Raw genomic sequence first — 24,715 nt, 5'->3', positions numbered from 1 at the left:
AATGAATTATGAATTACGAATTATGAATTATGAATTATGAGTTATGAATTATGAGTTATGAATTATGAGTTATGAATTATGAGTTATGAATTACGAATTATGAATTATGAATTATGAATTACGAGATAGTAGATTTCGGTATTCAAGATTTTCTTCAAATAATTGAAACCATGTTAAAAAACAGGATTACTTTTTTTTAAGAATACTTTGCTTTTGATAGGCATGCCTATAGTTTTGGTAGGCGAACCTATTCATCTTGAAGGTGATGCTTATGATTTTGATACTTGAGGCTAAGAATTTAAAAGTATCTCCTTTGGTATTGGTAGGCTAACCTATAATTTCGACAAGAGATCCCATGATAATCTAAATTGTTTTTAAAGTTCTTCCCGCCCGCGTGAGGGATAGAAGCAAACTACCGAAGTAGTGCGGATAGCCCGACAGCATAAAGAAAAGGAGCCGACTCACCGCAATGCTGAGTTGGCTCCTTTTCTTTATGGTGGCACGCCCATATACTCTTTAAAATAGCTGTAATAAAAAAACCGACTCTTTTATGAATCGGTTTTAATATGTTTTTAGGACTGTTTATTTTCCGTCAACGTAATCTTGTAAATAACTGAAACGCTCGGTGAGTTTTCCGTTTTCGGTCATTTTTGCTCTTTTAAGAATTCCGTCTTTGTCTCCGTTGAAAAAAGCAGGAATAACATGTTCTGAGAACATTTCACCAAAACCTTCACTGGCATCTTTTGGTAATTCGCATGGTAAATTATCTACTGCCATAACCACAATAGCAGCTGGATGAAAAACATCTACTTCTTTATTCTCGCTAGGTAAATAACCATACAAAGGTTCGGCAATAGTCGAGGAACGCAAAGTACAAGCGATAGGACCATTGACATCACAAGAAACATCGGCAACGATTTTTATATTACAATCGTTGGCTTGCAACATCTCACGAGATAAAATAAAAGGAGCTTCATTGGCGTAAAAATGACCTGAGACATAGATATCAGAAACCTTTGTGAATTTTTCGAAATCTGAAATATATTCAGATGGATTATTATGGAAATCTGTAAAATCAAGTACTTGACCGTCTTTTCTTTTGTTATAATCTAAAACATCAATCTGAGTATAAACAGCTTGAGTGAATTTTTTAGTCAAATAATTCTCGACAGTAACCTCTTTTATTTTCATCGCGTCCAAAATCTCTTTGGCGCCATTCCCTACTTTTCCAGTTCCTGTTACAACAATTTTTAAAGGAGGTAAAATCTGTCTTTTCAAATGTGTTATTAAGGCTTCTCTACCTGAAAGTGTTTCGGCTTTAGGCAATTTAAATAATTCAAATTTTATTCCAAATGCACGAAAAGCATTGTAAACTCCAACCATTCCTGCGTAACGTCCAAAACCAATTAATCTACGATTGTGGGCGTCTACGATGGTTTCATGATCGTACAAATCAATATTTTTTTCTAAAATAGCCTGTAACAACTTTCTGTTATAAGGCTGTTTTTTGATGGTATGCGAAAAAAAGAAATAGGATTTATTAGGAATCAAATGATCAACAGGAACTTCTTTTACTCCAAAAAGAACGTCACAATCACTGATATCATTATTTACTTCAATCCCCATGCTTTGGTAGTCCAAATCAGTAAAAATTCGAATATCTGAGCTTTCTACTTTTACAGTACAACTTGGATACAATTGCTTTATTTTGGTTAATTCATTGGGAGAAAAAACAACTCTACGATCTGGTGGATTTTTTCTTTCTTTAATAATTCCGAACTTCATGCTTGATTTTTTTATCTTGCAAAAATATAACTTTACAAGTGTTATTTGTTACAAATATAACAACATTATTTAATTTACAATTTTTTTATAAAACATTTTCTCATCTAGAAAAACTTAATCCCATGATGATTAATTAAATATAAAAAACCATCATAAAGAATTCTAAATTAATTAATCTTCATAAATAAAAAAAAACAATAACAAAACCAGAGGATTATATATATTTGCTTTTCTAGTACCACGAAAATGAATTTTATAAAAAAGGCAAATATACTCTATTTACTGCTTGCAATAGCAGGATTGACTTCATGCAAAAATGAATCTACTACTAAGGAAAAAGATGAAATAGAAATAAAAGATGCAGATTTACCCAAAAACGTTTTACCAAAAATGAAACCAATGGGTAAAGAAACACCTCTTACTGCTGATTATGTTGCAGAAAAAAAACGTCAAATAGAAACTTTTTATAAAAAAAACTGGCCAAACAACTGTATGAACGGTGGTTTTCTAGTGGCAAAAAACGGTCAGATTATTTATGAAAAATACGAAGGCTATGCGAATTTAAGAGATAAAACTCCAATAACAGACACTACTTCTATACATATTGCATCGGTTAGTAAAGTCCTTACTGCAACGGCTGTTTTAAAATTGGTTAATGCCAAAAGAATTGACTTAGACCAAAAAGTAACTGACTTTTTACCTGAATTCCCTTATCCTGAAGTTACGATTAGAATGTTACTTTCCCATAGAAGCGGTATGCGCAGTTATGCCTATTTTACAGACCGAGATAAAAGTGTTTGGGATCGACACAATACCTTGACAAATCAAGATATTTTGACTATCATGGGGACCAAAAACATTGCGTTAGAGCAAAAAACAGGTACTCGATTTGCTTATTGCAATACCAATTATGCCATGTTGGCTCTGGTTATTGAAAAAGTAACCAAGCTATCCTATAGAGATGCAATGGCACAAATTATCTTCAAACCACTAGGAATGACTCATACTTTTGTCCTGGATTTTGATAAAGATAAACACAATGTAGCACCATCCTATAAAGCCAACAGAGTAGAAATAGGTATTGACTACCTTGATAAAATATATGGGGATAAGAACATTTATTCTACTCCTAGAGATTTACTGAAATTTGACAGAGCTAGAAATTCTCCTGCCTTTTTGGAACCAGCCTTGTTAGCTCAAGTCTATACTGGTTACAGCAACGAAAGAAAAGGAACAAAAAATTATGGACTAGGTATCCGAATGATTAATTGGGATAATGGTAAAAACTTTTATTTCCATAATGGCTGGTGGCATGGTTTTACTTCTTCCTACATTCCGTTGAAAGATGAAAATGTCACTATAATTGCTTTATCAAATAAGTTCAGTAGAAATACTTATGCGGTTCGAAAACTGTCTGTTATATTTGGTGATTATCCTTTTAAAGTGGCGGATGAATAACAATTTTAGATTGCAGATTTTAGAATTTAGATTGAATGGGTAGTATTTAAAATTGATTTTTGAAATTTGCCATTGAAATTGATACTTGATATCGTATCTTTGCAAAATATTTACTTTTAAGACAAATGAATATTTGATTTGTAAAATCTAAATTCTGCAATCTTAAATCAAGAATAAAAATGGGGTCGACTGGTTTTGACAGCAAGTCGAATTGGAAAGTAAGCACGTCGAGAACTGGGACAATTCTCGTAAATAAAAGGTTTCAAAACATTTACACGGCGAAGGAAACTACGCTCTTGCTGCATAATCTGAATTATAGTAAGATTAGCCTCGTCCTACCAGGTAGGAAAGCAGGATTTACCTCGAAAGCTTTGGTTTATAGCGGTCGATTAAGGTAAATCGTAAATTTAAACCTAGATTTCCACAAGCTTCGGGTGGATTTCGAAACTAAAGAAGCTAAGCAAAGAGCGGTTGTTTCTGACCTAACTCCAAGTCGAAAATCTATTCAGAAAATAAACGTGTAGAAAGCTCTTTAATTGCTTGTTTGGACCCGGGTTCGATTCCCGGCGATTCCACAAAAAAACTCCTTAAGAAATTAAGGAGTTTTTTTTATGCCGCTATTTTCCGTTTCAAAATAAAAATGAATTACCAACAAAAGTATTCTACTTAGTAACTCGTTTAATATACCTTTTTTGGGGTCTTTTTTTATATAATTCATCCATATGCTTTTCATGCACTCTTCATGCACTATCCATGCCTTTGAGTAGGCTTTGATATACACCATGTCCCGTCCTGAAATAATTGAATCTGCTTTTAGTTTTTTAGCTCACTTGACTTTAATTTTAATTGATGTTAGCTGAATCTTCGATTTTCCTTGATAAAAAAAGTAACAAAATTCATTTCTGGGTTTATATTTGACCTTTTACTTTTTTAGCTCACTGACTTTTATTTTAATTGGTGTTCGCTGAATCTTCGATTTGTCTTGATAAAAAAAGTAACAAAAAAATATTCATGGGTTTATATTGTTTTTTTGGTATTCATGAATCTTTGATTTCACTACCTCACGATTTTTAATCAAAAAATCATCGTACAAATTTTATCTCACTTATACTTTTATTGTTATTGGTGTTCGATGAATCTTCGATTTCACAGCTTGAAAATTAATAGTTTTTTTTAAAGGATTGTTTTATTAAGATTGTCGAGCTACTTGATGAGATTCCTCCTTCGTCGGAATGACAAACTTACGTAATGTTGCATATCTTAATTACCCTTTTTGCTATTCCGACGAAGGAGGACACAAGCGATAGCCAACTGCGAAGATTTCAGTTAAAAAGGACAGGGCGTAGCAAGTACTACTTAAAATTATCTGGTGTAAATGGTGAAGCAAAAAGTTATTATGCTTTTTTACCACAAATTACACAAATTAGCGCAAATTAATTTGTGAAAATAAAGGTGGTATTGTAAAGAAACAGCAGAGGGGTTAAATTAATTTTTACTTTTTTAGCTCACTTGGCTTTTATTGTTAGTGGTGTTCGATAAATCTTTGATTTCACAGCTTGAAAATTAATAGTTTTTTTTAAAGGATTGTTTTATTAAGATTGTCGAGCTACTTGATGAGATTCCTCCTTCGTCGGAATGACAAACTTACGTAATGTTGCATATCTTAATTACCCTTTTTGCTATTCCGACGAAGGAGGACACAAGCGATAGCCAACTGCGAAGATTTCAGTTAAAAAGAACAGGGTGTAGCAAGTACTACTTAAAATTATCTGGTGTAAATGGTGAAGCAAAAAGTTATTGTGCTTTTTTACCACAAATTACACAAATTAGCGCAAATTAGCGCAAATTAATTTGTGAAAGTAAAGGGGGTATTGCAAAGAAACAGCAGGGGGTTAAATTAATTTTTACTTTTTTAGCTCACTTGACTTTTATTGTCATTGGTGTTCGATGAATCTTCGATTTCACAGCTTGAAAATTAATAGTTTTTTTAAAGGATCGTTTTATTAAGATTGTCGAGCTACTTGATGAGATTCCTCCTTCGTCAGGAATGACAAACTTACGTAATCTTGCATATCTTAATTACCCTTTTTGCTATTCCGACGAAGGAGGACACAAGCGATAGCCAACTGCGAAGATTTCAGTTAAAAAGGACAGGGCGTAGCAAGTACTACTTAAAATTATCTGGTGTGAATGGTGAAGCAAAAAGTTATTGTGTGTTTTTTTACCACAAATTACACAAATTAGTGCAAATTAATTTTTACTTTATTAGCTCACTTGACTTTTATTTTGACTGGTGTTCGATGAACCTCACTTCGTGTCGGTTTTCCTATCGCGATCCAGCTGCACGTCGTTCCTCTTCGAGTCTTGGATCACTCCCGCCTGCCAACGCCAAAATTCTCCCGTGATTATATGACTACAAATAGTAGGGCGAATTTAAAGTAGAAGGTTTTGGTTGTTCTATGGGTGTGACTGTTTTTAAAACAATTATAACGAGTCTCAAAGTGAATTCTAAATGACTATACAAGGCTATTAAATAAATAATCTCTACCAAAATTTATTGGTTATAATAGATTGTTTGTTTGTATAAGAGGCACTAAATTTTGTGATTTAGTATGGGCAAAATAGGCCTTAAAGGTCATTATCATCTTTAATGGTTATTGGTGAACCCTACTACTTTGATACTAAACACAATAGTTAGAGCTTTGTACCATAGATCCGCTTTTAGATGCATCAAAACTGATTTATAAGGTTTGAAAAAATGTACCGAACATTTTAAACATCAACATTATACTTTTAAAATTATGGCTCAGCAAAAAGGGATTATTAAACTGAAAGGCACTATCGGGGATATTACTTTCTACAAAACCAAAGATGGCCATATGGCCCGCGAAAAAGGAGGCATCGACGCCAAACGAATTGCCAATGATCCTGCCTTTCAGCGCACCCGTGAAAATGGTGCTGAATTTGGGAGAGCTGGTAAGGCAGGCAAAGTTTTGAGAACTTCAATACGATCACTGCTTTTGAATTCATCGGACAGCAGGATGGTCAGCCGGCTGACACAATCGATGATCAAAGTACTTCAAGCCGACAGTACCAGCGAACGCGGTATGCGAAATGTTATTGATGGAGAAGCTGAACTATTAAATGGCTTCGAATTTAATGTTAATGGAACATTGAGTTCCAGTCTGTTTGCAACCTACACCCCAACTATTGACCGTGTGAGCGGTGAAATCTCAGCTGTATTTGCTTCCTTCATACCCACAAATATGATTGCAGCGCCTGCTGGAACCACGCATTTTAAAATTATTTCGGCAGGTACTGAAATTGATTTTGAAGCCGAAACCTTTGTCGAATCTCATTCGGAAACCCTTCCTCTAGCATGGAATGCACAGCCAACATTAGCTATTAATCTAAGCAATATGGTGACAGCCAATAGTGTTAAGCCTTTATTTTTGGCTCTGGGAATGGAGTTTTATCAAGAGGTAAATGGAAAAATGTACTCCTTAAAAAATGGTACTTATAACCCATTGGCCTTGGCTGCTGTAAGCGGTTTATAGGATGGTTTTGGTATTGACGAGAACTTATTTCCCTGAAGGAACTAATGGAAAACTTGTCTATGATGGCAAAATAATCTGTAATACAATTGAATTGCCATGGAAGGACAATATTAGTCAAGTTTCCTGTATTCCAGAAGGGGAATATTTTATTCAAAAGCGATACAGCAGAAAATTTAGATGGCATTTAGAAATACTAGATGTGCCTCAGAGAAATCTAATTCTGTTTCATCCTGCGAATCATGCTTTAACTGAGCTCAACGGCTGTATTGCTCCAGTAACTCAACTTTCTGGTCAAGGACGCGGACTCCAATCCAGACTTGCCTTTGCAAAGCTTAAGAAATTGGTTTTTTCTCAACTTGATGCGAAAGAGAGTGTGCTGCTGCTTGTTCAGTCTTATGCTGAATAGGGCTATGGGCGGTGAGCTATGGGTGATGGGCAATGTGTAATGAGTAATGAGTGATTTGTAATTGTTATTAGCAGTGAATCTTTTGGTGGACATTCTCACTATAACTGCTGCTGGCTTTGTGAAATTTTAATTTAAAAAAATGTATTTATGTCTATTTTAAAAAGAGCTGCGGCTCGTACTCCAAAGTTTTTTAAAATTCTTCGAAATATCGGACTTGCCGCAGCGGCTGTTGGCGGCTGTTTGGTTACTGCTCCGATTGGGCTGCCTGTGGCAGTGGTTACCATAGGGGGTTATCTGGCTGTTGCCGGTGGCGTGCTCTCTGCTGTGAGTCAATTGACAACTGATACTAATTCGTATCCAGATGCAGAGTAATAACAGTCCGCTAGTTGGTACTGCCAGCGGTACTTTTTTGAGTGTGCTGCCCAATCTGCACTCAGAAGATGTTTTGAAAACAATTGTTCTGGCTGCTTTGGGAGCGATTGTCAGTTTTAGTATTTCGATACTGCTTAAAAAGCTGATTCGGAATAAGGAAAAATAAAAGTGGTTTTATTTTATAAGCTCAGTTCTTCGGAATTGGGCTTTTTTTTTATTTTTTGGAGGAAAGAGGAAAAGAATGCATACATTAGGTAATGTTCGGTTCACTTTACTCAGGGGGGCTTCGCTCCCCGCAATGACAGAAGGTCATTATTTAGATGTTTGTTTCTGCTTAGATTTTTTTACCGCAAATTGCACAAATTATCACAAATTTTTACTGATTAGACGACGAGTTATGAATGGTTGATTTTAAATTTTGAATGATGAATACCTATATTTAGTTCTCGCAAAGGCGCTGAGACGCAAAGAAATCAATTCTGAATTTTGCCTCTTTGAGAGAAATAGTAAAGCCTAACTTAATACTATTATGCGCCCTACCGCAGGAGGGAAATTATTAAAGTTATCCGATGATTAATAGTTGTACCTGCTCTAATTTTAGTCCTGTATATGAACAAAATTCTTCAATACTAATGAATTGATGTTCCTCTTTGTTTAGTTTTTTTCGAATGTCTATTAGAAGTAATCTTGAATACTTATAACTTTTGCCAGTAATTCTTTGAATGTCTTTCGGATAAATGCAAACTCTTTTTTGTTCTATTTTCATATTTGATACTACAAATTGTTTTTACTTTGAATTTGCAATTAGCCTATCTTAATAATTGATGGTTAACTTCTATTCCTGTATGTACAATTTAAAATTTGTGCTTTAAATTGTCATGAACAAAATTGTAGGTTTTGATGGTTTTTATATCACAAGGGGTTCACAAGTTGTGAATGAATATTTTGTTTTTTTAGTCCGCTGGATTTTTATTTTAAGTGGTGCTCGATGTGTTTTCGATTTGCCTTGATAAAAAAGTAACAAAAAAATATTCATGGGTTACTATTGTTTTTTTTGTATTCATGAATCTTCGATTTCACTGCCTGAAAATTAATAGTTTTTTTTAAGGATTGCTTTACTAAGATTGTCGAGCTACTTGATGAGATTCCTCCTTCGTCGGAATGACAAACTTACTTGATTTGCATATGTCAATTACCCTTTTTGCTATTATGACGAAGGAGGACACAAGCGACAGCCAACTGAGAAGATTTCAATTAAAAAGAACAGGGTCTGGTAAGTACTACTTAAAATTATCTGGTGTAAATGAAAGTTATAGTGCTTTTTTTTACCACAAATTAACACAAATTAGCGCAAATTAATTTGTGAAAGTCAGGTGGTGTTTATTGTAAAGGAACAACAGAGGGGGGAAAATTAATTTTTACTTTTTTAGCTCACTTGGCTTTTATTTTGATTGGTGTTCGATGAACCTCACTTCGTGCCGGTTTTCCTATCGCGATCCAGCCGTTCGTTGTTCCTCCTCGACTCTCGGATCACTCCCGCCTGCCAACGCTAAAAAATCTCCCGTTATTTTATGACTAAAAATAGTAGGACGAAGTTAATCCAAGATAATTTTTGGTAAAAAGAACTGGGTCTGGCAAGTATTACTTAAATTATCCTAACTTAATGAACTAAGCAGTTACCAGCTGCAAACGAGCATTAGAGTGATATGTTAATTACAGTTATAATCAAAACAAAAGAGTAAGCAGGAAACTATATTGATTTGTTTAATTCTTTTATGAAGTAGCTTGGCGAAATACCTGTGCGGTTATTGAAGGCTCTTGTGAAATTTTGTGTTGAACCAAATCCTACTTCTACCCCTAATGCTTTATTGGTGTACTGGCGGAATTTCTTTTCGGTTTTGAGCAGTTCTACAATGTGGTCTATTTTTAGATCGCTCACATATTCTATAGTCCCTTTATTGCGGTATTTCATAATGATTTTTGAAACGTATTTGGTATTTGTACTTAATAATGAAGCTAATTTGATTAGACTCATCTCTTTCTCCAGATACTTTTTTGAGTTTTCGAATTTTTCAAGTTTTATCAGAATTCCCAGCACAACTTCGGAACTTATATCGAGCTCTGTTACTTTATTCCCACTTGATGCCGGTACAGCTGTCTCCTCAGGACTCCTATTGCCACCTGTTTTTTTATTTTCGTCTACTATAAATGGAATTGCCGCTTCTGGCTGCCGGTTCATCAATTCATCGAATAATCTTTTGTTTTTATGGCGTCTGTAAACCAGAATAATAATTATCAAAGCCAATATAGATATAATCAGGACCGCTGCATTTTCGATATCCTGATTGGCCAGAATTAACTTTTTGGCATCGTATTCTTTAAATATTTTTCTTATAAGATATTTGTAATGGGAGTTCATTACACGATCCACTTTTAAGAGCTTGCTGGTATAGTGTAATTGTGCTTCCTTATCCTTTTTCTTTACATAATAATCCAGTATCAATGCATAAGCCTCTATTAAATCTGGGCGTATGTAATTTTGTTTTTGAAAAGCTTCATCTACTTTTTTGAAATAGGGCAATGCTTTTTCTTTTTGATTTTGAGCCCAATACGTTTTTCCGATATAAAAATAGGCTATCGTTTCGTTTGTAAAATCTTTATTTTTTTCAATAGCTGTCAAAGCTGCTTTTAATTTTTTTTCGGCATCATTATAATTGTGCAGACAATATTGATTAATGCCTTCCGATAGGATGAAGTAAGGTTCCATTTCTGTTATTTTAAACAGCTGACCAGCATTTTGTCCTATTTGATTTGTCTGGCCAGATAATTGGTAATTACCGATTTTATTGTAGCATAATCCCAATGAATGAAGTGAATTGAGATAAGCGCGTTCATTTTCTTCTTTGAAATAGACAACACATTCCTTGAATAGCGCTATAGCTTCATTATAATAACCAAGATAGTATTTTGTCAGTGCTATTCCATATTTTACTTTGTAAATAAGATACTGGTTATTTGTGTGGGAAATATACTGATTAGCAATAATATAATTATCCAAAGCTTTCATTTGTTCATTACGGTCATATTGCACGATTCCTTTTGTCATATATGACGAACCAATTAACTCAATCTCTTCTGTCTGTTTAGCTGCTGTTATTGCACTGTCAGCATAAATTAATCGTAATTTTTTATCAAATAGATAAATGAAAGTTTTATAGGCTTGCGCCATCTGACTAAAGTTCTTTTCCGATTTTGCTTTTGCTAACCAAGATTGTGCATACAATTGTTCCCGAATACTATTCCTGTCATTGTAACTTATTTTATCGCTAAAGTATTTATAGCTTTTAGAAGATAAACTGTCCGGAAATTTAAAATTCTTTTGCTGTGCATTTCCACAACAATAAAACCATATTACTAATATGAAGATGTAATTATTTTGCATTGCTATAAAAAGGGATGAATTAGATAAAATGGGAAAATATAAAATGAAAGCTATGAAAGCCCTATTTGTCAAAAATAAATGTAGCTAAAATAAAACAGAAAACACAATGGGCTGCACCGTTAAATAAAATTAGGCGATATAGTTTTAAGTTGTTGAAAATCTCTGTTTTATTATAAAACTTATTGTGTTCAATTCCAGAATTACACATTTTGAATTCTAGAATCGAACAATAGTCTGGTTGTGCAGTTCTTACCTTCAGGTTAGTTTTGCCTTGAATTCAATCGGTTTTGTTATGAGCAAAACCACTACTGTTCTTATTACCCCGGGAGAAACGAACTGATTAAAAAAGTAATCAGTAACTATTAAACATTAACAAAGATGAAAAAAATATTTTTGTACCCTATCCTTTTGACAACCATGATCATTTCATTTTCTTTTGAATCTTATAGCATGCATTCTTCAATGACTGCCAGAATACCGCATTCCTATTTTGAAAATAAAAATGAAATTAATTTAAGCGATTCACTGGCTCCTATTCGTGTAAGTTATGCTGAAATTGACCCTGATTGGAAGATCTTTATAGGCCACATTTTTGGATTAGGCTAAGCTTCAGTTTTAACGGCTTGATTTATCTAGAAATGATAGTTAATTATTATGTTTAAACAACTGGAAGACCGTTCATAAGAACGGTCTTTTTTAGTTTTCATCTGCATTGTCCATTCGGATAATGAGTTTATTTTTGAGGGTATTCAGGAATTTGGTTCTTTCTGATTTTCTGTTTCGGATTTCTAAAAAGACTCTATGGAATTGTCCCAAATCAATTTCAAAAGCGGATTCGAAAAAGGATGTGACTTCTTTGAGTCCTGATGTGCCATTATTGATTACTCCTTCGGTATGGAGCGCGTAAATCAATTCTATTAATTCAACTTTTGATCCTGTCCACTTTTGTTTTTTGTTTAATGAAGCAAGTGCTGTATAATTGCTATTCATACTCTCTAATTTCTCTTCCAAAAATTTTTTTATTAAATCGTTGGCCAAAATTTGGGCTACTTTGTAATCATGTGAGGTTGTGAATTTTTGATCTGCCTGAAAATAAAAGCTGTCCAGCGTCATTTTGATATCGTATTCGCCACGTACAAAATATTTGATATCAAGACACCTATTTCCTGTTCGGTAGTATTTATAAAACTCCAGATTGTCATTAAAAAAAGATACTAATTTAGTTAATTCATTATTATAGTATTTTCGTATTGCTTTTTTAGAACCAAAAGGTTTATTGGTTTCGATATTGTAAATTTCATTGTAATAAATCAAGTTGCTTGCAAACTGTGGTTTGATTTCGCGGAAGAATCTAATCTCCTCTACTTTGTTTTTGAATTTGTATTTTAAGGAAAATGACTTTAGCTTTTCTAAACCCTCTATCATAATCTTCATAGCGTGTTCGGCGTAAAGAACCGAATCATTCCTTTGTACAGGTATCAATTCTAACTTGGACTCTAACTCTGACTTAAGGGATTCTGAAAACAATTTAATCATTGAATGTTATAGATTTAGCTGATTACCTATATGCAAGTAATCGGCTACAAATCTATTTAAGTACAGCATTAGTTGCAAATAATGTACTATGTGATTCCAGAATTGCGATGTTAAATTCCCGAATTGCATAGTAGTAATTCGATAAAAATTATTAATCTAAAAAAATCACTATTTTAATTCTTCCAAAAATCTCCCTATTCAATTCCAGAATCCAGCACTATACTTTTAGTTTCCAAATTTTATAATCTCTAGTTTTGATTGAGTTTACATAGCAAACCTTCCCATGCTAACCGAAAACAACTCTCATGAACAAAGGATCAAACCAACAAAGAATTAGAGATTTGTACCACATGCTCTTCGAGATGGCAACAGGAAATCTTATGTTTCGATTACAGCAAAGTGTTCCAGCAGATGAACTCGATGAACTTGCAGCTATACTGAATTCAGTTGCAACAGAAATGCAATCCAAAATTGTTACCTCGGGGTTTATAAATCTGCATTACAGCTATCAAAACCTTATTCAGCATACCTGTATTTTGGATAATTACTTTACTATTCAAGGCTTTAGTTCTAATTTACCTTTGGCATTAGGATTGCCATCCGAACAATTGTTTAAAAAGAACTTTGATGAAATTCTGGCCATACAAATCCATCCGTTATGGAAAAGCATCAGCAATCAAATAGTCGATGACGACAGCTTTCACAGTACCATTCAACTGCTTTTTATAACTGCAGAAAACCAAATTATCCCCACTTTTTGTACAGTCTCAAGAGTACTTTATAGCAATACAATCATAATTAGTTCTATTACTACTCACCTTCAAGATAGCTTGTCAGATCATACAAACACAATAAACCTTGGTTTGCCAAGACCAACTGAAGCAGCAATTATCCAAAACGTGTACGACTACATTCTTAATAATCTGGAAGACCCGCTACCAAGTGCCAAAGTTTTAGCAAAAATGTTCGGAACAAATGAATTCAGGCTAAAAGATGGTTTCCGGCATTTTTTTAATACCAGTATTTATCAGTTTTATACTGAAGAAAGATTAAAACGTGCCCATCTTTTAATTCAACAGACAGCAATTCCTATAAAGGAAATTGCCTTTATGTGTGGTTTTAATGATTATACCAATTTTTATAAGTCTTTTAAAAAAAGATTTAAATATGCTCCTAGTGAGGTGAAGCGTACTTCCGTTTTGGAATAAATAAGTTAAACCCGATGGAAGAACTTATTCGTTGTAAATAAGCGTCAGAGTGATATTGATACTCTTTACTTTTTTAGCTCACTTAACGCTAATTTTAATTGGTGTTCGCTGAATCTTCGATTTGCCTTGATAAAAAAAGTAACAAAAAAATATTCATGGGTTATTATTGTTTTTTTTGTATTCATGAATCTTCGATTTCACTGCCTCACGATTTTTAGTCAAAAAATAATCGTACAAATTTCCTCTATCGCGATCCAGCCGCTCGTCGTTCCTCCTCGTCTCTTGGATCACTCCCGCCTGCCAACGCTAAAAATTCTCCCGTGATTTTATGATTAAAAATAGTAGGGCGAAGCTAATCCAAGATAATTTTTACTTTTTTAGCTCACTTGGCTTTTATTTTGATTGGTGTTCGATAAATCTTTGATTTAGCTGCCTGACAATTAATAGTTTTTTTTAAAGGATTGCTTTACTAAGATTGTCGAGCTACTTGATGAGATTCCTCCTTCGTCGGAATGACAAACTTACTTGATTTGCATATGTCAATTACCCTTTTTGCTATTATGACGAAGGAGGACACAAGCGACAGCTAACTGAGAAGATTTCAGTTAAAAAGAACAGGGCGTAGCAAGTACTACTAAAATTATCTGGTGTAAATGGTGAAGCAAAAAGTTATTATGCTTTTTTACCACAAATTACACAAATTAGCGCAAATTAATTTGTGAAAGTAAAGGGGGTATTGTAAAGAAACAACAGAGGGGGTTAAATTAATTTTTACTTTTTTAGCTCACCTGACTTTTATTGTTATTGGTGTTCGATGAATCTTCGATTTAGCTGCCTGACAATTAATAGTTTTTTTTTAAAGGATAGCTTTACTATGATTGTCGAGCTACTTGATGAGATTCCTTCTTCGTCGGAATGACAAACTTACATGATTTGCATATGTTAATTACCCTTTTGCTATTCCTAAAGGAGGACACAAGCGATAGCCAACTGAGAAGATTTCAGTTAAAAAGAACAGGGCGTAGCAAGTACTACTCAAAATTATTTGGTGTAAATGGTGAAGCAAAAAGTTATTATGCTTTTTTACCACAAATTACACAAATTAGCGCGAATTAATTTGTGAAAGTAAGGGGTATTGAAAAGAATCAACAGAGGGGTTAAATTAATTTTTACTTTTTTAGCTCGCTTGACTTTTATTGTTATTGGTGTTCGATGAACCTCACTTCGTTTCGGTTTTCCTATCGCGATCCAGCCGTTCGTCGTTCCTCCTCGTCTCTTGGATCACTCCCGCCTGCCAATGCTAAAAATTCTCCCGTGATTTTATGATTAAAATAGCAGGGCGAAGCTAATCCAAGATAATTAGAGTTAAAAAGAACAGGTTAAAAAGCAACACTTTTATAATTGCATAGTATAATTCCCAAATCACCATTCCTTACCGTTTTTATTCACAGAATTTTACAAGACTAAAAATCAAGAAAATGAAATTAAGTACAATTTTTGTAAAAAACTATCAGACCCTTATAAGCTATTTGTTTATACTTCTTTTTGTATATGCTGCGGTCAGCAAAATACTTGATTTTCAAAATTTTCAGGCGCAATTGGGACAGTCACCGCTTTTAAGTCCATTTGCAGATTATGCAGCTGTTGGCGTATTAACCTTAGAATTGGTAATAGCTGTTCTATTGGCAGTTCCCATTTTTAGGTATTACACACTTCACGCAGCAGTTTCACTAATGGTACTTTTTACAACCTATATTATCATCATTCTCAATTTCAGTTCTTTTGTTCCCTGCTCCTGTGGTGGCATACTTGAAAAATTAGGATGGAAAGAACATCTTATATTCAATACTTCATTTGTGGTTCTGGGGATCATAGCCATTATTCTACATTCAATTACAAAGCAAGTGCTATTTCGATTAGTAACGCTACTATTTATAAGTTCAACATTCATCGTAGGGCTATTTCTTTTCTCTGAAGACATTATGCAAAAAGAAAATCCATTTATCCGCAGCTTTCCACAAGGTACCGCTTCAAAAGTAGCAGGCATTGATTTACTGAACACTTCGTATTATGTCGCAGGAACAGGTAAAGGAAAAATCTATCTAGCCAATCGCTTGGCTCCATTGCAGATTCTTGAAATCGATACTAATCTGAAAAGCAAAAAACTCTCCACTATCCTGCTGGATCGTGAAAACTTCAAATTTCAAGCGGTCGAGGTACGGGTGTCCTATCCTGATTTTTATCTATATGATGGCACTGTACCAGTAATTTATAAAGGTAAAGTTGCCGATTGGAAAGCCAAAGTAATCAGTGATAAACAATTCTATTTTTCGGATATACAATTTATAAATACCAACCTCATCGCCTTTCGTACTCAAAAACAATACTCTGGCGAAAATATTTTAGCCACAATCAGCCATAATGATACGCTACAGATCAAGTACAATCAACGGGTACTACAGAAACAGATGGATGGTATTTTTGATACTGACGGAACATTCCAATACAGCCCTGAACAGAAAAAACTAGTCTATACCTACTACTATCGCAATGAATATATAGTTACTGACGAGAACCTAAATGTTCAGCATCGTGCGCATACGATTGATACCACTTCAAAAGCAAAACTAAAAGTGGTTAAAATAAAGCAATCAGGAGATAGTAAACTTGCAGCGCCACCTTATATGGTTAACAGGCATACGACTATTACCAATAACCTGTTGTTTGTTAATTCAGTATTGCGGGGCAGATATGAGGATGCTGCCGTTTGGAAAAATGCAACCGTTGTCGATGTCTATGATATTACTAAACAAACGTATGTATTGAGTTTTTATGTATTTGATGAAGAAGGATTCAAAATGAAAAATTTCTTTGCCACAAGGGATGCACTGTATGTGATTTCGGGGCATTTTCTGCTTAAGTATGGGTATGGGGAGAGGATTAGATCGAAGTTGGGGAAGTTTGAATTATGAATTGTGAATTACGAATTATGAATTATGAATTGTGGATTACGAATTATGAATTATGAATTACGAATTATGAATTGTGGATTGTGGATTGTGAATTATGAATTACGAATTATGAATTACGAATTATGAATTGTGAATTGTGGATTGTGGATTGTGGATTGTGATAGTGAGGTTGCTTCGTTCCTCGCAATGACTTGTGTTGGGTGATAGTGTTGCTTTATATGGATTGTGGAGTTACTTGTGGGGATTCTTCCTTCGTCAGAATGACAAGATTGGGGGAAGGATGAATTGTGAATTATGAGTTATGAATTACGAATTACGAATTGTGATAGTGAGGTTGCTTCGTTCCTCGCAATGACTTGTGTTGGGAATTACGAATTACGAATTGTGATAGTGAGGCTGCTTTGTCACGTACTTCGCAACTCCCGCAATGATAAGATTAAAAATATGACATTAAAATATACTGGCCAGTAGCAGGACCAAAGATCGAAAACCTGTAGAAAAGAGTAGATCACATTTAATAAATTTTAATTTAAGTAATTATGAAAACAAATCTTTTAAAAATGTTTGTGCTGCCGTTAGCAGCATTTGCATTAGCAAGTGCAGGTGCTGTTAGCACCAATGTATCCAGTAAAAGCAAAACAGCTTTGCCGATAGTAGCATACATTCACAATCCATCAGTAAATGATTGTGACGAAGTAGAAGTCGAGTGTAGCCCTGGAACAGGTGCAGCATGTCTAAGTTCAGGCTTTACAGCTTATGCAAAAAACGCACAAGGCAAATGTGTGGCGCAATTGCATTATAATAATTAAGCCTTTATTTTCCTTTGTGAAAGATAATGCAGTTTCGAATATAAGAAACTGCATTATATTTTTAGCTACTCAAAGCTTGTGCCTTTCGAAATCCACGATTCGGAAGTTTTGTCTTTTAAAAAATAGTCAAACCATTGCTGTACCCGATGTGTTAAATCTATTTGATTTTCTGGATTTGCTATAGAATGCTCTTCCTCTGGATATCCAAGAAATATATTCTTTACCCGCAATCTGCGCAAAGCCAGATAAAAAGCAACACTTTGGTGCATCGGAACAATCCGATCATTTTTACCTGCCCACAATAGCAAGGGTGTTTTTATTTTATCAGCGTGCATTATTGGGGAGTTCCGCAAATACCCTTCCTTGTCGGCATACAGTGATTTTCCCATGCGCCATTGCTGACTTTCAAACCGCCAGATATCAGACAGCATATTTCTATTTTGTCCTATATTAAAATACAATTCAATAGGATCACTAATCCCTGCACCTGAGACTGCGGCTGCAAATAAGGCACTTTGTGTAATAATAAAATTGGTTTCAAAGCCTCCAAACGAATGTCCAATTAATCCAATTTTATCTTTGGCTACAATCCCTTTTTCTATAATAGCCGTCACTCCTGCCGTCATACAATCAACAGCAGAAATACCAGGATTGCCCAATTGATAATTAATATCTGGCAGCAGTACAAAATAACCATTAAGGGTAAAATTAGTTATATTAAACCCCTCTGCGTTTAATAATGATGGATTCGCGTAATCATATACGTGCTTAGATAATGCGTCATAGATATTCACTACCATAGGGTATTGCTTTGCTGCATCATAATGAGCAGGGTAAAACAAGGCTCCTTTTAAAGGCTCTCCTTTACTATTCTTGTAAGCAATCAATGCTGACCTCCCATAATAATACTTCTTTTGTTGTTTATTGGATTCAAACAGCAATTTGGGAGACCTATGATCATCTGACAGGAACAGCAGTTTTGGTGATTGATCAAAACGCTGTTTTGTATATACGTAATTCCCCTTTTCACTTTTTAGCAGATCGGTAATTTTACTGGCTTCAAAAACCAGTTTTTGCACTTTGCTTCCAGAGGTAAGCAGGTAATAGCCCGTTGCATAATCCGTCTGCCTCTTGGCTTCTAACAGCAGGTCTTTCGACAGATCATAGACATAAGGATTTCTACCCTCATAGTTTGCAATTTTGAAACCCGCATTTTCAACGGCTGCAATCCGAAAGCTCGTTTGCTGCTCTTTTCCTGTAGTCAATCTTCGAAAATTAGAACCATCCAAAGCTACGCACCAAATATCAAACTCATCATACAACAGCACACTTTTACCATCTGCGCTCCAGCCTGGATTGCCATATACATCAAATTGATGCGGTGCATTAGTACTCGAATTATCCCAATTGGTTACTATGCCTTGGGTCATATTGCGATGACTCCCTGCATCAATATCATAAATCCACCAATTTTTATTCCGATAATAGATGATGGTATTTCCAAATGCCGAAAAGCCAATTTGATTCGGATCATGGGATTGATGCTCCAAAAGCAGCTTTTCCTTCCCAGTCCAGATGTCTTTAAGATAGTAATCCACGTTTTCATAGTAGGTATTTTCTAAGCCATAACAATATGCGTTAGAGAGCAATGCATAATCCTGCTTTGGACTTAGCCTCTTTTGTGGCAAGGCATCACTGCTGACAATACTAAATTGATTTTTCTCCGGATGCCAACAAGCCAATTTAGGCAGTTCTCCCTCGGACGTTTCGAACTGCTGGGAAGGGTAGATCTGTTTATCTGTTCCATTCCATACCTCTGCCCTATTATCCTCCTTTTTCAATTCAGACAGTGACTTCAAAGCAGCCCAAAAAAACACTTGGCTGCCGCTTTCAGATAGAGACAGCTTAAACCGATCATATATAGCAAAACCATCTTTAAAACCTATAGTTTTCTGAGTATCAAATGTAAAAAGCTGCTGGTCTGCAATCCGATACTGCTGTATTACTTTTGTTTTTGCAACAGTATCTGTTTCCAATAGATAGGCTGCCGATTTTCCATTCGCCTGCCATGTTAATTGATAAAAGGAACCGCCCTTACTTTGAGTAATAATCCGTTTAGAGTGGTCCTCAAAATTAATAATGCCTATCGAATGCTGACTGCCATTTGTAACAGTAAACAGCATCCCGTTTTTCTTCGGATTCAATACATAATCCGTAACATTGGATATACTGTCTATTACTGCTCCTTTTTGATTTCTGATCTTAATCAGGCTAATGGTATTCCTCCCCTTATTACTGGTCAGGATGTATTTGCCTCCCACTAACAAATCATACCGCTTAACATCCGGGAACAACTGTATTTTTGCAGAACGCAATTCAGTCACCTGCAAAACAGCATTAGGCAACAGGCAGGCAAAAATATCTTCGCTTCCAAACTGCCCATTCTTGCCTTTCGGAAAAGTATAAGTTGTATTTCCGCTAGTTCTTTTTAAAAACAACGTATCATTATGATCCTGATAAGTCATTTCAAAACTGACCCAATTCCCTCGATTTGAAAGTCCTTTCGTCCATAAAGTGCCCCACTTGCCATAATCTGCTTCTTTCAAATCCCTCTTTTGTGGCTCCTGTCCCACCATAGGACAAGAGCACAGCAAAAAAGTACTAATTAAAAATAAAAAAAAGTGGTATTTCGTTCTAACTAGCATCTCATCCATTTAGTAACTTGGATTTTGTGGATTCAAATTCGGATTCGAACTCAATTCCAATGCGGGTAATGGCCACAGTTTATCTTCGGTATTCCAGCCGGGTTTGGAGATTGACAAAACAGCATCGAGTTTCCCCAATCGTTTCAGATCAAAAAAGCGCTGCCCAAATTCTGTAAACAGTTCAAATCGCCGTTGTTTCAATACATCCGCCGCAATTTCATCCGCCGTAATGGCGCTTGTATTGGGCAATCCAGCTGTATGGCGGATCAGATTCAGATCGTCTTTGGCACTGATGAGTTCTCCCTGTCTTGCTCTTGCTTCTGCCCGAATCAGATACTGCTCTGCCAAGCGCAATACAATCGAATACTCTACAGAACTTCCTGTGTAATTTTCTTCTTTGTACTTATAGGCATGATACCAAGCAGTAACTCCATCGGTTACGGCTTTTGTCCAATGCACTTTTCTTTGGTCGTTGGCTTCAAAAGCATCAACAAAATCGGCTCTCAACCCCACAATAGAGGGCGGTCCTGCTGTAAAAATATACAAGCTCCCTTCAGCTGTATTCTTGCCATCAACATCGGGCATAAATTGCCAAATCGTGGTGCTACTTTCTTTCAAAAAAATCTTATCCAAATCGGTTTCCCAAACATAAAGCGGACTGTTGATAACAGCCGATGCCTCATTCGCTGCTTCGGCATACAATCCCATATACAGATACACTCTAGCCAAGACCGCCGAGGCCGCGCTTCGGTTAGGACGCACGCGCTCCTCCGAAACATAGTCTTCTGGCAATAACGTAATCGCTTCGGTAAGATCATTTACGATATACGTATATACCGCAGCACTTGCCGTTCTTGTCACTTTACTGTTTTTTTCATAATCCGTAGTAGTGATATAAGGCACGTCTCCATACAGATTTACCAGATAAAAATGAAGCAGTGCCCTGATAAATAACGCTTCTCCCTTTAACTGACTGCGCCCAGATTCAGGCAAAGAAACCGACTGATCTACCCCTTCAATAATAGCATTGGCAGCATAAATCTGATTGTAGCTTTGGTTCCAAATATCGCCTACTCCAGACACACCCGCATAAAGCGAATTAGCATAAAAATCAGAAATTTTATCCTGCTGATAATAATCAAACTCATCAGTATACTGCCCCAGATAACAGGAAACTCCAACAGCGCTTCCTGTCAGGACACCAGCATCCCGCATCTTGGCATACAATCCAGCCATAGCAGCATTGGCAGTAGCCATATCTTCAAAAACGGCTTCTTTGGTCAGTTGTGATTTAGGCAAATCCACATCCACAAAACTGTCGCAGGACAGTACTAAAAACAGGATAATCCCTGTGATTATAAAATATTTCAGAGCAGTAAATACAGTATTCATAGCTTTATTTTTTAGATTAAAAAGTTAGTTGTACGCCTGCACTGTAAACCTGCAGCGGCGGTAAGTATCCTGTATATTTAAATTCGGGATCGCCTCCTTTGTACGGAGTACATGTCAACACGTTTTGTCCCTGTAATGACAATCGACAGCTGGCTTTCTTTGTCTGCAGCGGCAGCATATAGCTCAGTTCTATATTTTTCAAACGGAGATACGAACCATCAACAATCATGGCATTGCTATTCAAATAATTGTTATACGCAGTGACCGCCGGTCTATTGCGTCCAGAGGTATACATTTGATAGGGTGCTATATCTCCCGGCTTTTGCCACGCATTAACCAGATCCTCCTGCTGATTAAAAAAACTGCCTCCCTGTACTGAGGGACTCCAATCGTAATTTTTTTGTTTTACAAACTGAAACAGAAAATCCAATTGCCAATTTTTATACTGTAGTACATTTTGTAATCCTCCGTAATATTCAGGTGTCAAATCCTCCACTCTTTTTTTATCATCCAGAGCAGTAATTTTGCCATCACCATTGACATCTTCTACTTCAAACAATCCCGTTTGCGGATTGACCCCTTTATAATTATAAACTTTTACAATACTGGTTGATTCTCCAACAATGTATCGGTTCGAATAGGTTGAACCTTCTAATCCTGGAAACGAAAGCAGTTTATTTTTCGCTGCCGAAATATTAAAATTGCTTGTCCATTTAAAATGGGTGCCGCTGTAATTTACCGTGCGCAGAGTCAATTCCAGACCCGAGTTCTGTACAGTGGCGTCCAGATTGGCATTTATTGACGTAAATCCAGTAGTCCCCGGCAATGGGATTCCTACCAGCTGATTCGAAGATTGATTCCTATAATGGGCTAACGTTAGAAAAAGTCTGTCCTGAAAAAATCCTGTTTCCAAAGCCACTTCGAACTTCTGACTGCTTTCCCAGCCAAAGTCAGGATTGAATAAACGGGTTGGATCTAAACCCACTGCATTTTGATAATTGAGCCCCGAAGAGGCATAGGTATCCAAAAACTGGTAATCCCCTATCTGGTCATTCCCGCCAGTTCCATAACTGGCACGCAGTTTCCCGAAGCTTACAACGGAATTGTTTTTCAGAAAATTTTCATTCGAAAATAACCATGCAGCCCCTATCGCTCCAAAAGCGGCAAACTGTTTTCCGGGACCAAAGCGGCTTGATCCATCCCTCCTACCCGTCAGATTCACAATGTATTTCTCTTGGTAATTATAATTAATCCTTCCAAAAAAGGCTTGGTATTTATATATGGTTTCATCACTTGCAATCACATACTTATCAGTGGCCGAAGCCAAATCGGTAATCAGGCTGTTGCTTGAAAAACCTACCCCATACTGATAGAGTCTGGACGAACGCTGCTGCTGTGCCGTAGCTCCAACCAGGATATCTATTTTACTGTTTTCAAAATTATGGCTCCAATGCAGTTGCGGTTCCACGATCCAAGATTGTCTGGCTGTAGCATTCGTATATAAGATCGAGTTATCACTGCCAATTTCATAAGCAGGATTGTAAATCGTGGAGGGGATTATTTGTTGTTCGCCATTATTTAAATCTGTAAATCCCAAATTGGCTTTGAGTTCCAGACTGGGTACTACTTCATAACTCAGTACGGCATTGGTTACCAGATCATTTGTTTTTGCCGTGCTAAAACTCTTGAGCGGTGCCAATGGATTTTGGAACGTATTATTCTCATAATTCAGTTCCCCATTCTCATCGTACAAAGCAGGAGCGTTAGGTGCCAGATTTCTTGCTTTACGCGTCAAATCTTCTGTGGGCTGTACATTTTGCTGAAAGCTGTATCCTGCCGAAAAAACAAGCTTGAACTTTTTATCCTCACTGGCATGATTCATATTAAAATGAACCGCTGTCCGGTCATAGCCAAAGTCCCCAGGAATTACTGTGGTTTCAGATCGATACGTGCCACTGAGGAGGTATTGTGTCAAGTCCGATCCTCCAGATACGACACCCTGCATGCTGAAAATAGTGGCTGTGCCTCCCAATAATTCTTCCTGCCAGTCGGTATAACGGTTTTGATCCCAACTGCCATTCACATCGTAGGCCGTTCTTGGATAGGCAGTAATTTTATCATTGACAAAACCTTGCCTACGCATGTTCAGATAGTCTTGGGTATGCATCATATCCACCATCTTGGTAACCTTGCCAATCCCAGTAGAAGCAGTAACACTCACTTTGGTTTTACCTGCTCTTCCTTTTTTGGTGGTAACTAATACCACTCCATTGGCTCCACGGGAACCATAAATAGCGGTAGCATCGGCATCTTTTAATACTTCGATGCTTTCTACATCGGATGGGTTAATACTGTTGAGCGGACTGGTAGGAGTCGCCATTCCGGGAGTCGTATCGCTATAGCCAATGGTTTCAGAGGAATATGGGACACCATCTATAATATATAGCGGTTCGTTGCCATTTGCCCGAAGGCTGTTGAGTCCCCTTATTTTGATCGTAAAACCACCTCCCGCTGTACCACCATCCTGTATGATATCGACACCTGCCATGCGTCCCTGCATCGTGGCTAACACATTCGATACAGGCTGTGATTCGATGTCTTTGGCAGTGATGCGGGCAATACTCCCTGTGCGTTCGCTTTCCTTGACCGAATAATAGCCCGCATTAATCTTTACTTCTTTGAGTGTGGTGGCATCTGCCTGCAGAACCACATTAATAACAGGCTGGTCATGAACGGCAACAAATACTGTTTTGAAGCCTACATACGAAAATACCAAAGTGTCTTTTGGGGAGGCAAAAAGATTGTACTCACCGTTATAATCCGTTACAGTGGCTGTTTTAGTTTTGTTTTTTATCGCAATGCTTACGCCGGGCAACGGATTGCTGCCATCGGTGACAGTTCCCTGAATTTGAAATTGCTGTGATTGTAGTTTGTTTTGCCTGAGAAAAGGATTGGCCTGAAGAGGAGAAAAAGACAGTATGCTACCCATTATAATTAGGTAATAAAAAGCCCTGCCCCCCTTGTAAAATGAAATATTTTTCATAGTATTGGGTTGGTTAATTGAAACGTTGGT

General features: G+C 36.3%; 16 protein-coding genes and 1 other RNA gene. 10 read left to right on the top strand and 7 right to left on the bottom strand.

Features of this window, described 5'->3' with window-relative positions; genetic code table 11:
• Window positions 1–582 precede the first annotated feature (582 nt).
• Window positions 583–1,785 carry an NAD(P)-dependent oxidoreductase gene (locus tag CLU82_RS15890; RefSeq protein ID WP_100844010.1) on the bottom strand — a complete coding sequence of 401 codons (1,203 nt, stop codon included), beginning with the start codon at window positions 1,783–1,785 and terminating at the stop codon, window positions 583–585.
• A gap of 246 nt (window positions 1,786–2,031) precedes the next feature.
• On the opposite strand from CLU82_RS15890, the gene CLU82_RS15885 reads away from it, so the two are divergent.
• From CLU82_RS15885 to CLU82_RS20875, 6 genes are all read left to right on the top strand, one after another.
• Entirely contained in the window at window positions 2,032–3,243 is a 1,212-nt protein-coding gene (locus CLU82_RS15885; protein ID WP_100844009.1) for a serine hydrolase, read from the top strand.
• A 181-nt stretch (window positions 3,244–3,424) separates the two neighbouring features.
• Window positions 3,425–3,821: a transfer-messenger RNA gene (ssrA, locus tag CLU82_RS15880) on the top strand.
• A 2,223-nt stretch (window positions 3,822–6,044) separates the two neighbouring features.
• Entirely contained in the window at window positions 6,045–6,800 is a 756-nt protein-coding gene (locus CLU82_RS15875) for a hypothetical protein (RefSeq protein ID WP_100844008.1), read from the top strand.
• A 1-nt stretch (window position 6,801) separates the two neighbouring features.
• Window positions 6,802–7,206: a DUF5675 family protein gene (locus CLU82_RS15870; protein WP_100844007.1), complete on the top strand. Its 405-nt coding sequence runs from the start codon at window positions 6,802–6,804 to the stop codon at window positions 7,204–7,206.
• Between the two features lie 147 nt (window positions 7,207–7,353).
• Window positions 7,354–7,578 (top strand): hypothetical protein, encoded by a 225-nt coding sequence (locus tag CLU82_RS15865; protein WP_100844006.1) that lies wholly within the window; start codon window positions 7,354–7,356, stop codon window positions 7,576–7,578.
• Entirely contained in the window at window positions 7,568–7,744 is a 177-nt protein-coding gene (locus CLU82_RS20875) for a hypothetical protein (RefSeq protein ID WP_198520232.1), read from the top strand. The genes CLU82_RS15865 and CLU82_RS20875 overlap by 11 nt, the downstream gene beginning before the upstream one ends.
• 396 nt (window positions 7,745–8,140) lie before the next feature.
• Here CLU82_RS20875 and CLU82_RS15860 read toward each other — a convergent pair whose 3' ends face one another.
• Together CLU82_RS15860 and CLU82_RS15855 are read right to left on the bottom strand one after the other, a co-directional pair.
• The gene (locus CLU82_RS15860) at window positions 8,141–8,344 is read right to left on the bottom strand and encodes a hypothetical protein (RefSeq protein WP_100844005.1); all 204 of its coding nucleotides are present in this window, start codon (window positions 8,342–8,344) and stop codon (window positions 8,141–8,143) included.
• 984 nt (window positions 8,345–9,328) lie between these two features.
• A complete protein-coding gene (locus tag CLU82_RS15855) occupies window positions 9,329–11,020 on the bottom strand; it encodes an AraC family transcriptional regulator (protein ID WP_100844004.1) in 1,692 nt (563 codons plus the stop codon).
• A 378-nt stretch (window positions 11,021–11,398) separates the two neighbouring features.
• Here CLU82_RS15855 and CLU82_RS15850 point away from each other — a divergent pair, with 378 nt between their 5' ends.
• A complete protein-coding gene (locus CLU82_RS15850; protein ID WP_157813373.1) occupies window positions 11,399–11,626 on the top strand; it encodes a hypothetical protein in 228 nt (75 codons plus the stop codon).
• Between the two features lie 90 nt (window positions 11,627–11,716).
• On the opposite strand, the gene CLU82_RS15845 is transcribed toward CLU82_RS15850, so the two are convergent.
• Entirely contained in the window at window positions 11,717–12,556 is an 840-nt protein-coding gene (locus tag CLU82_RS15845; RefSeq protein ID WP_232735256.1) for an RteC domain-containing protein, read from the bottom strand.
• 305 nt (window positions 12,557–12,861) lie between these two features.
• On the opposite strand from CLU82_RS15845, the gene CLU82_RS15840 reads away from it, so the two are divergent.
• The 3 genes from CLU82_RS15840 to CLU82_RS15830 all read left to right on the top strand — a co-directional run bounded on the left by CLU82_RS15840 (window position 12,862) and on the right by CLU82_RS15830 (window position 17,545).
• Complete coding sequence (locus CLU82_RS15840; RefSeq protein WP_100844002.1) at window positions 12,862–13,764, top strand: AraC family transcriptional regulator; 903 nt, start codon at window positions 12,862–12,864, stop codon at window positions 13,762–13,764.
• Between the two features lie 1,478 nt (window positions 13,765–15,242).
• Window positions 15,243–16,736, top strand: a complete 1,494-nt coding sequence (locus CLU82_RS15835; protein WP_100844001.1) for a MauE/DoxX family redox-associated membrane protein — start codon at window positions 15,243–15,245, stop codon at window positions 16,734–16,736.
• A 539-nt stretch (window positions 16,737–17,275) separates the two neighbouring features.
• Window positions 17,276–17,545 (top strand): DUF6520 family protein, encoded by a 270-nt coding sequence (locus CLU82_RS15830; protein ID WP_100844000.1) that lies wholly within the window; start codon window positions 17,276–17,278, stop codon window positions 17,543–17,545.
• Window positions 17,546–17,610: 65 nt separating this feature from the next.
• Here CLU82_RS15830 and CLU82_RS15825 read toward each other — a convergent pair whose 3' ends face one another.
• From CLU82_RS15825 to CLU82_RS15815, 3 genes are read right to left on the bottom strand one after another with little or no spacing between them, the layout of a single operon-like run.
• Window positions 17,611–20,259, bottom strand: coding sequence for a prolyl oligopeptidase family serine peptidase (locus CLU82_RS15825; RefSeq protein ID WP_100843999.1), 2,649 nt, complete (start codon window positions 20,257–20,259; stop codon window positions 17,611–17,613).
• A complete protein-coding gene (locus CLU82_RS15820; protein ID WP_100843998.1) occupies window positions 20,260–21,642 on the bottom strand; it encodes a RagB/SusD family nutrient uptake outer membrane protein in 1,383 nt (460 codons plus the stop codon). It lies immediately after the preceding gene.
• A 16-nt stretch (window positions 21,643–21,658) separates the two neighbouring features.
• The gene (locus tag CLU82_RS15815; protein ID WP_100843997.1) at window positions 21,659–24,685 is read right to left on the bottom strand and encodes a SusC/RagA family TonB-linked outer membrane protein; all 3,027 of its coding nucleotides are present in this window, start codon (window positions 24,683–24,685) and stop codon (window positions 21,659–21,661) included.
• Window positions 24,686–24,715: the final 30 nt, after the last annotated feature.

Origin of the sequence: Flavobacterium sp. 5 (assembly GCF_002813295.1) — a bacterium.
GTDB lineage: Bacteria > Bacteroidota > Bacteroidia > Flavobacteriales > Flavobacteriaceae > Flavobacterium.
The sequence above is the reverse complement of the archived record's forward strand: the minus strand, read 5'-3'. Positions and strand labels throughout refer to the sequence as shown.

Coding starts and splice junctions, on each gene's coding strand:
- CLU82_RS15890 (WP_100844010.1), bottom strand. CDS start 1,785: ATGAAGTTCGGAATTATTAAAGAAAGAAAAAATCCACCAGATCGTAGA.
- CLU82_RS15885 (WP_100844009.1), top strand. CDS start 2,032: ATGAATTTTATAAAAAAGGCAAATATACTCTATTTACTGCTTGCAATA.
- CLU82_RS15875 (WP_100844008.1), top strand. CDS start 6,045: ATGGCTCAGCAAAAAGGGATTATTAAACTGAAAGGCACTATCGGGGAT.
- CLU82_RS15870 (WP_100844007.1), top strand. CDS start 6,802: ATGGTTTTGGTATTGACGAGAACTTATTTCCCTGAAGGAACTAATGGA.
- CLU82_RS15865 (WP_100844006.1), top strand. CDS start 7,354: ATGTCTATTTTAAAAAGAGCTGCGGCTCGTACTCCAAAGTTTTTTAAA.
- CLU82_RS20875 (WP_198520232.1), top strand. CDS start 7,568: ATGCAGAGTAATAACAGTCCGCTAGTTGGTACTGCCAGCGGTACTTTT.
- CLU82_RS15860 (WP_100844005.1), bottom strand. CDS start 8,344: ATGAAAATAGAACAAAAAAGAGTTTGCATTTATCCGAAAGACATTCAA.
- CLU82_RS15855 (WP_100844004.1), bottom strand. CDS start 11,020: ATGCAAAATAATTACATCTTCATATTAGTAATATGGTTTTATTGTTGT.
- CLU82_RS15850 (WP_157813373.1), top strand. CDS start 11,399: ATGAAAAAAATATTTTTGTACCCTATCCTTTTGACAACCATGATCATT.
- CLU82_RS15845 (WP_232735256.1), bottom strand. CDS start 12,556: ATGATTAAATTGTTTTCAGAATCCCTTAAGTCAGAGTTAGAGTCCAAG.
- CLU82_RS15840 (WP_100844002.1), top strand. CDS start 12,862: ATGAACAAAGGATCAAACCAACAAAGAATTAGAGATTTGTACCACATG.
- CLU82_RS15835 (WP_100844001.1), top strand. CDS start 15,243: ATGAAATTAAGTACAATTTTTGTAAAAAACTATCAGACCCTTATAAGC.
- CLU82_RS15830 (WP_100844000.1), top strand. CDS start 17,276: ATGAAAACAAATCTTTTAAAAATGTTTGTGCTGCCGTTAGCAGCATTT.
- CLU82_RS15825 (WP_100843999.1), bottom strand. CDS start 20,259: ATGGATGAGATGCTAGTTAGAACGAAATACCACTTTTTTTTATTTTTA.
- CLU82_RS15820 (WP_100843998.1), bottom strand. CDS start 21,642: ATGAATACTGTATTTACTGCTCTGAAATATTTTATAATCACAGGGATT.
- CLU82_RS15815 (WP_100843997.1), bottom strand. CDS start 24,685: ATGAAAAATATTTCATTTTACAAGGGGGGCAGGGCTTTTTATTACCTA.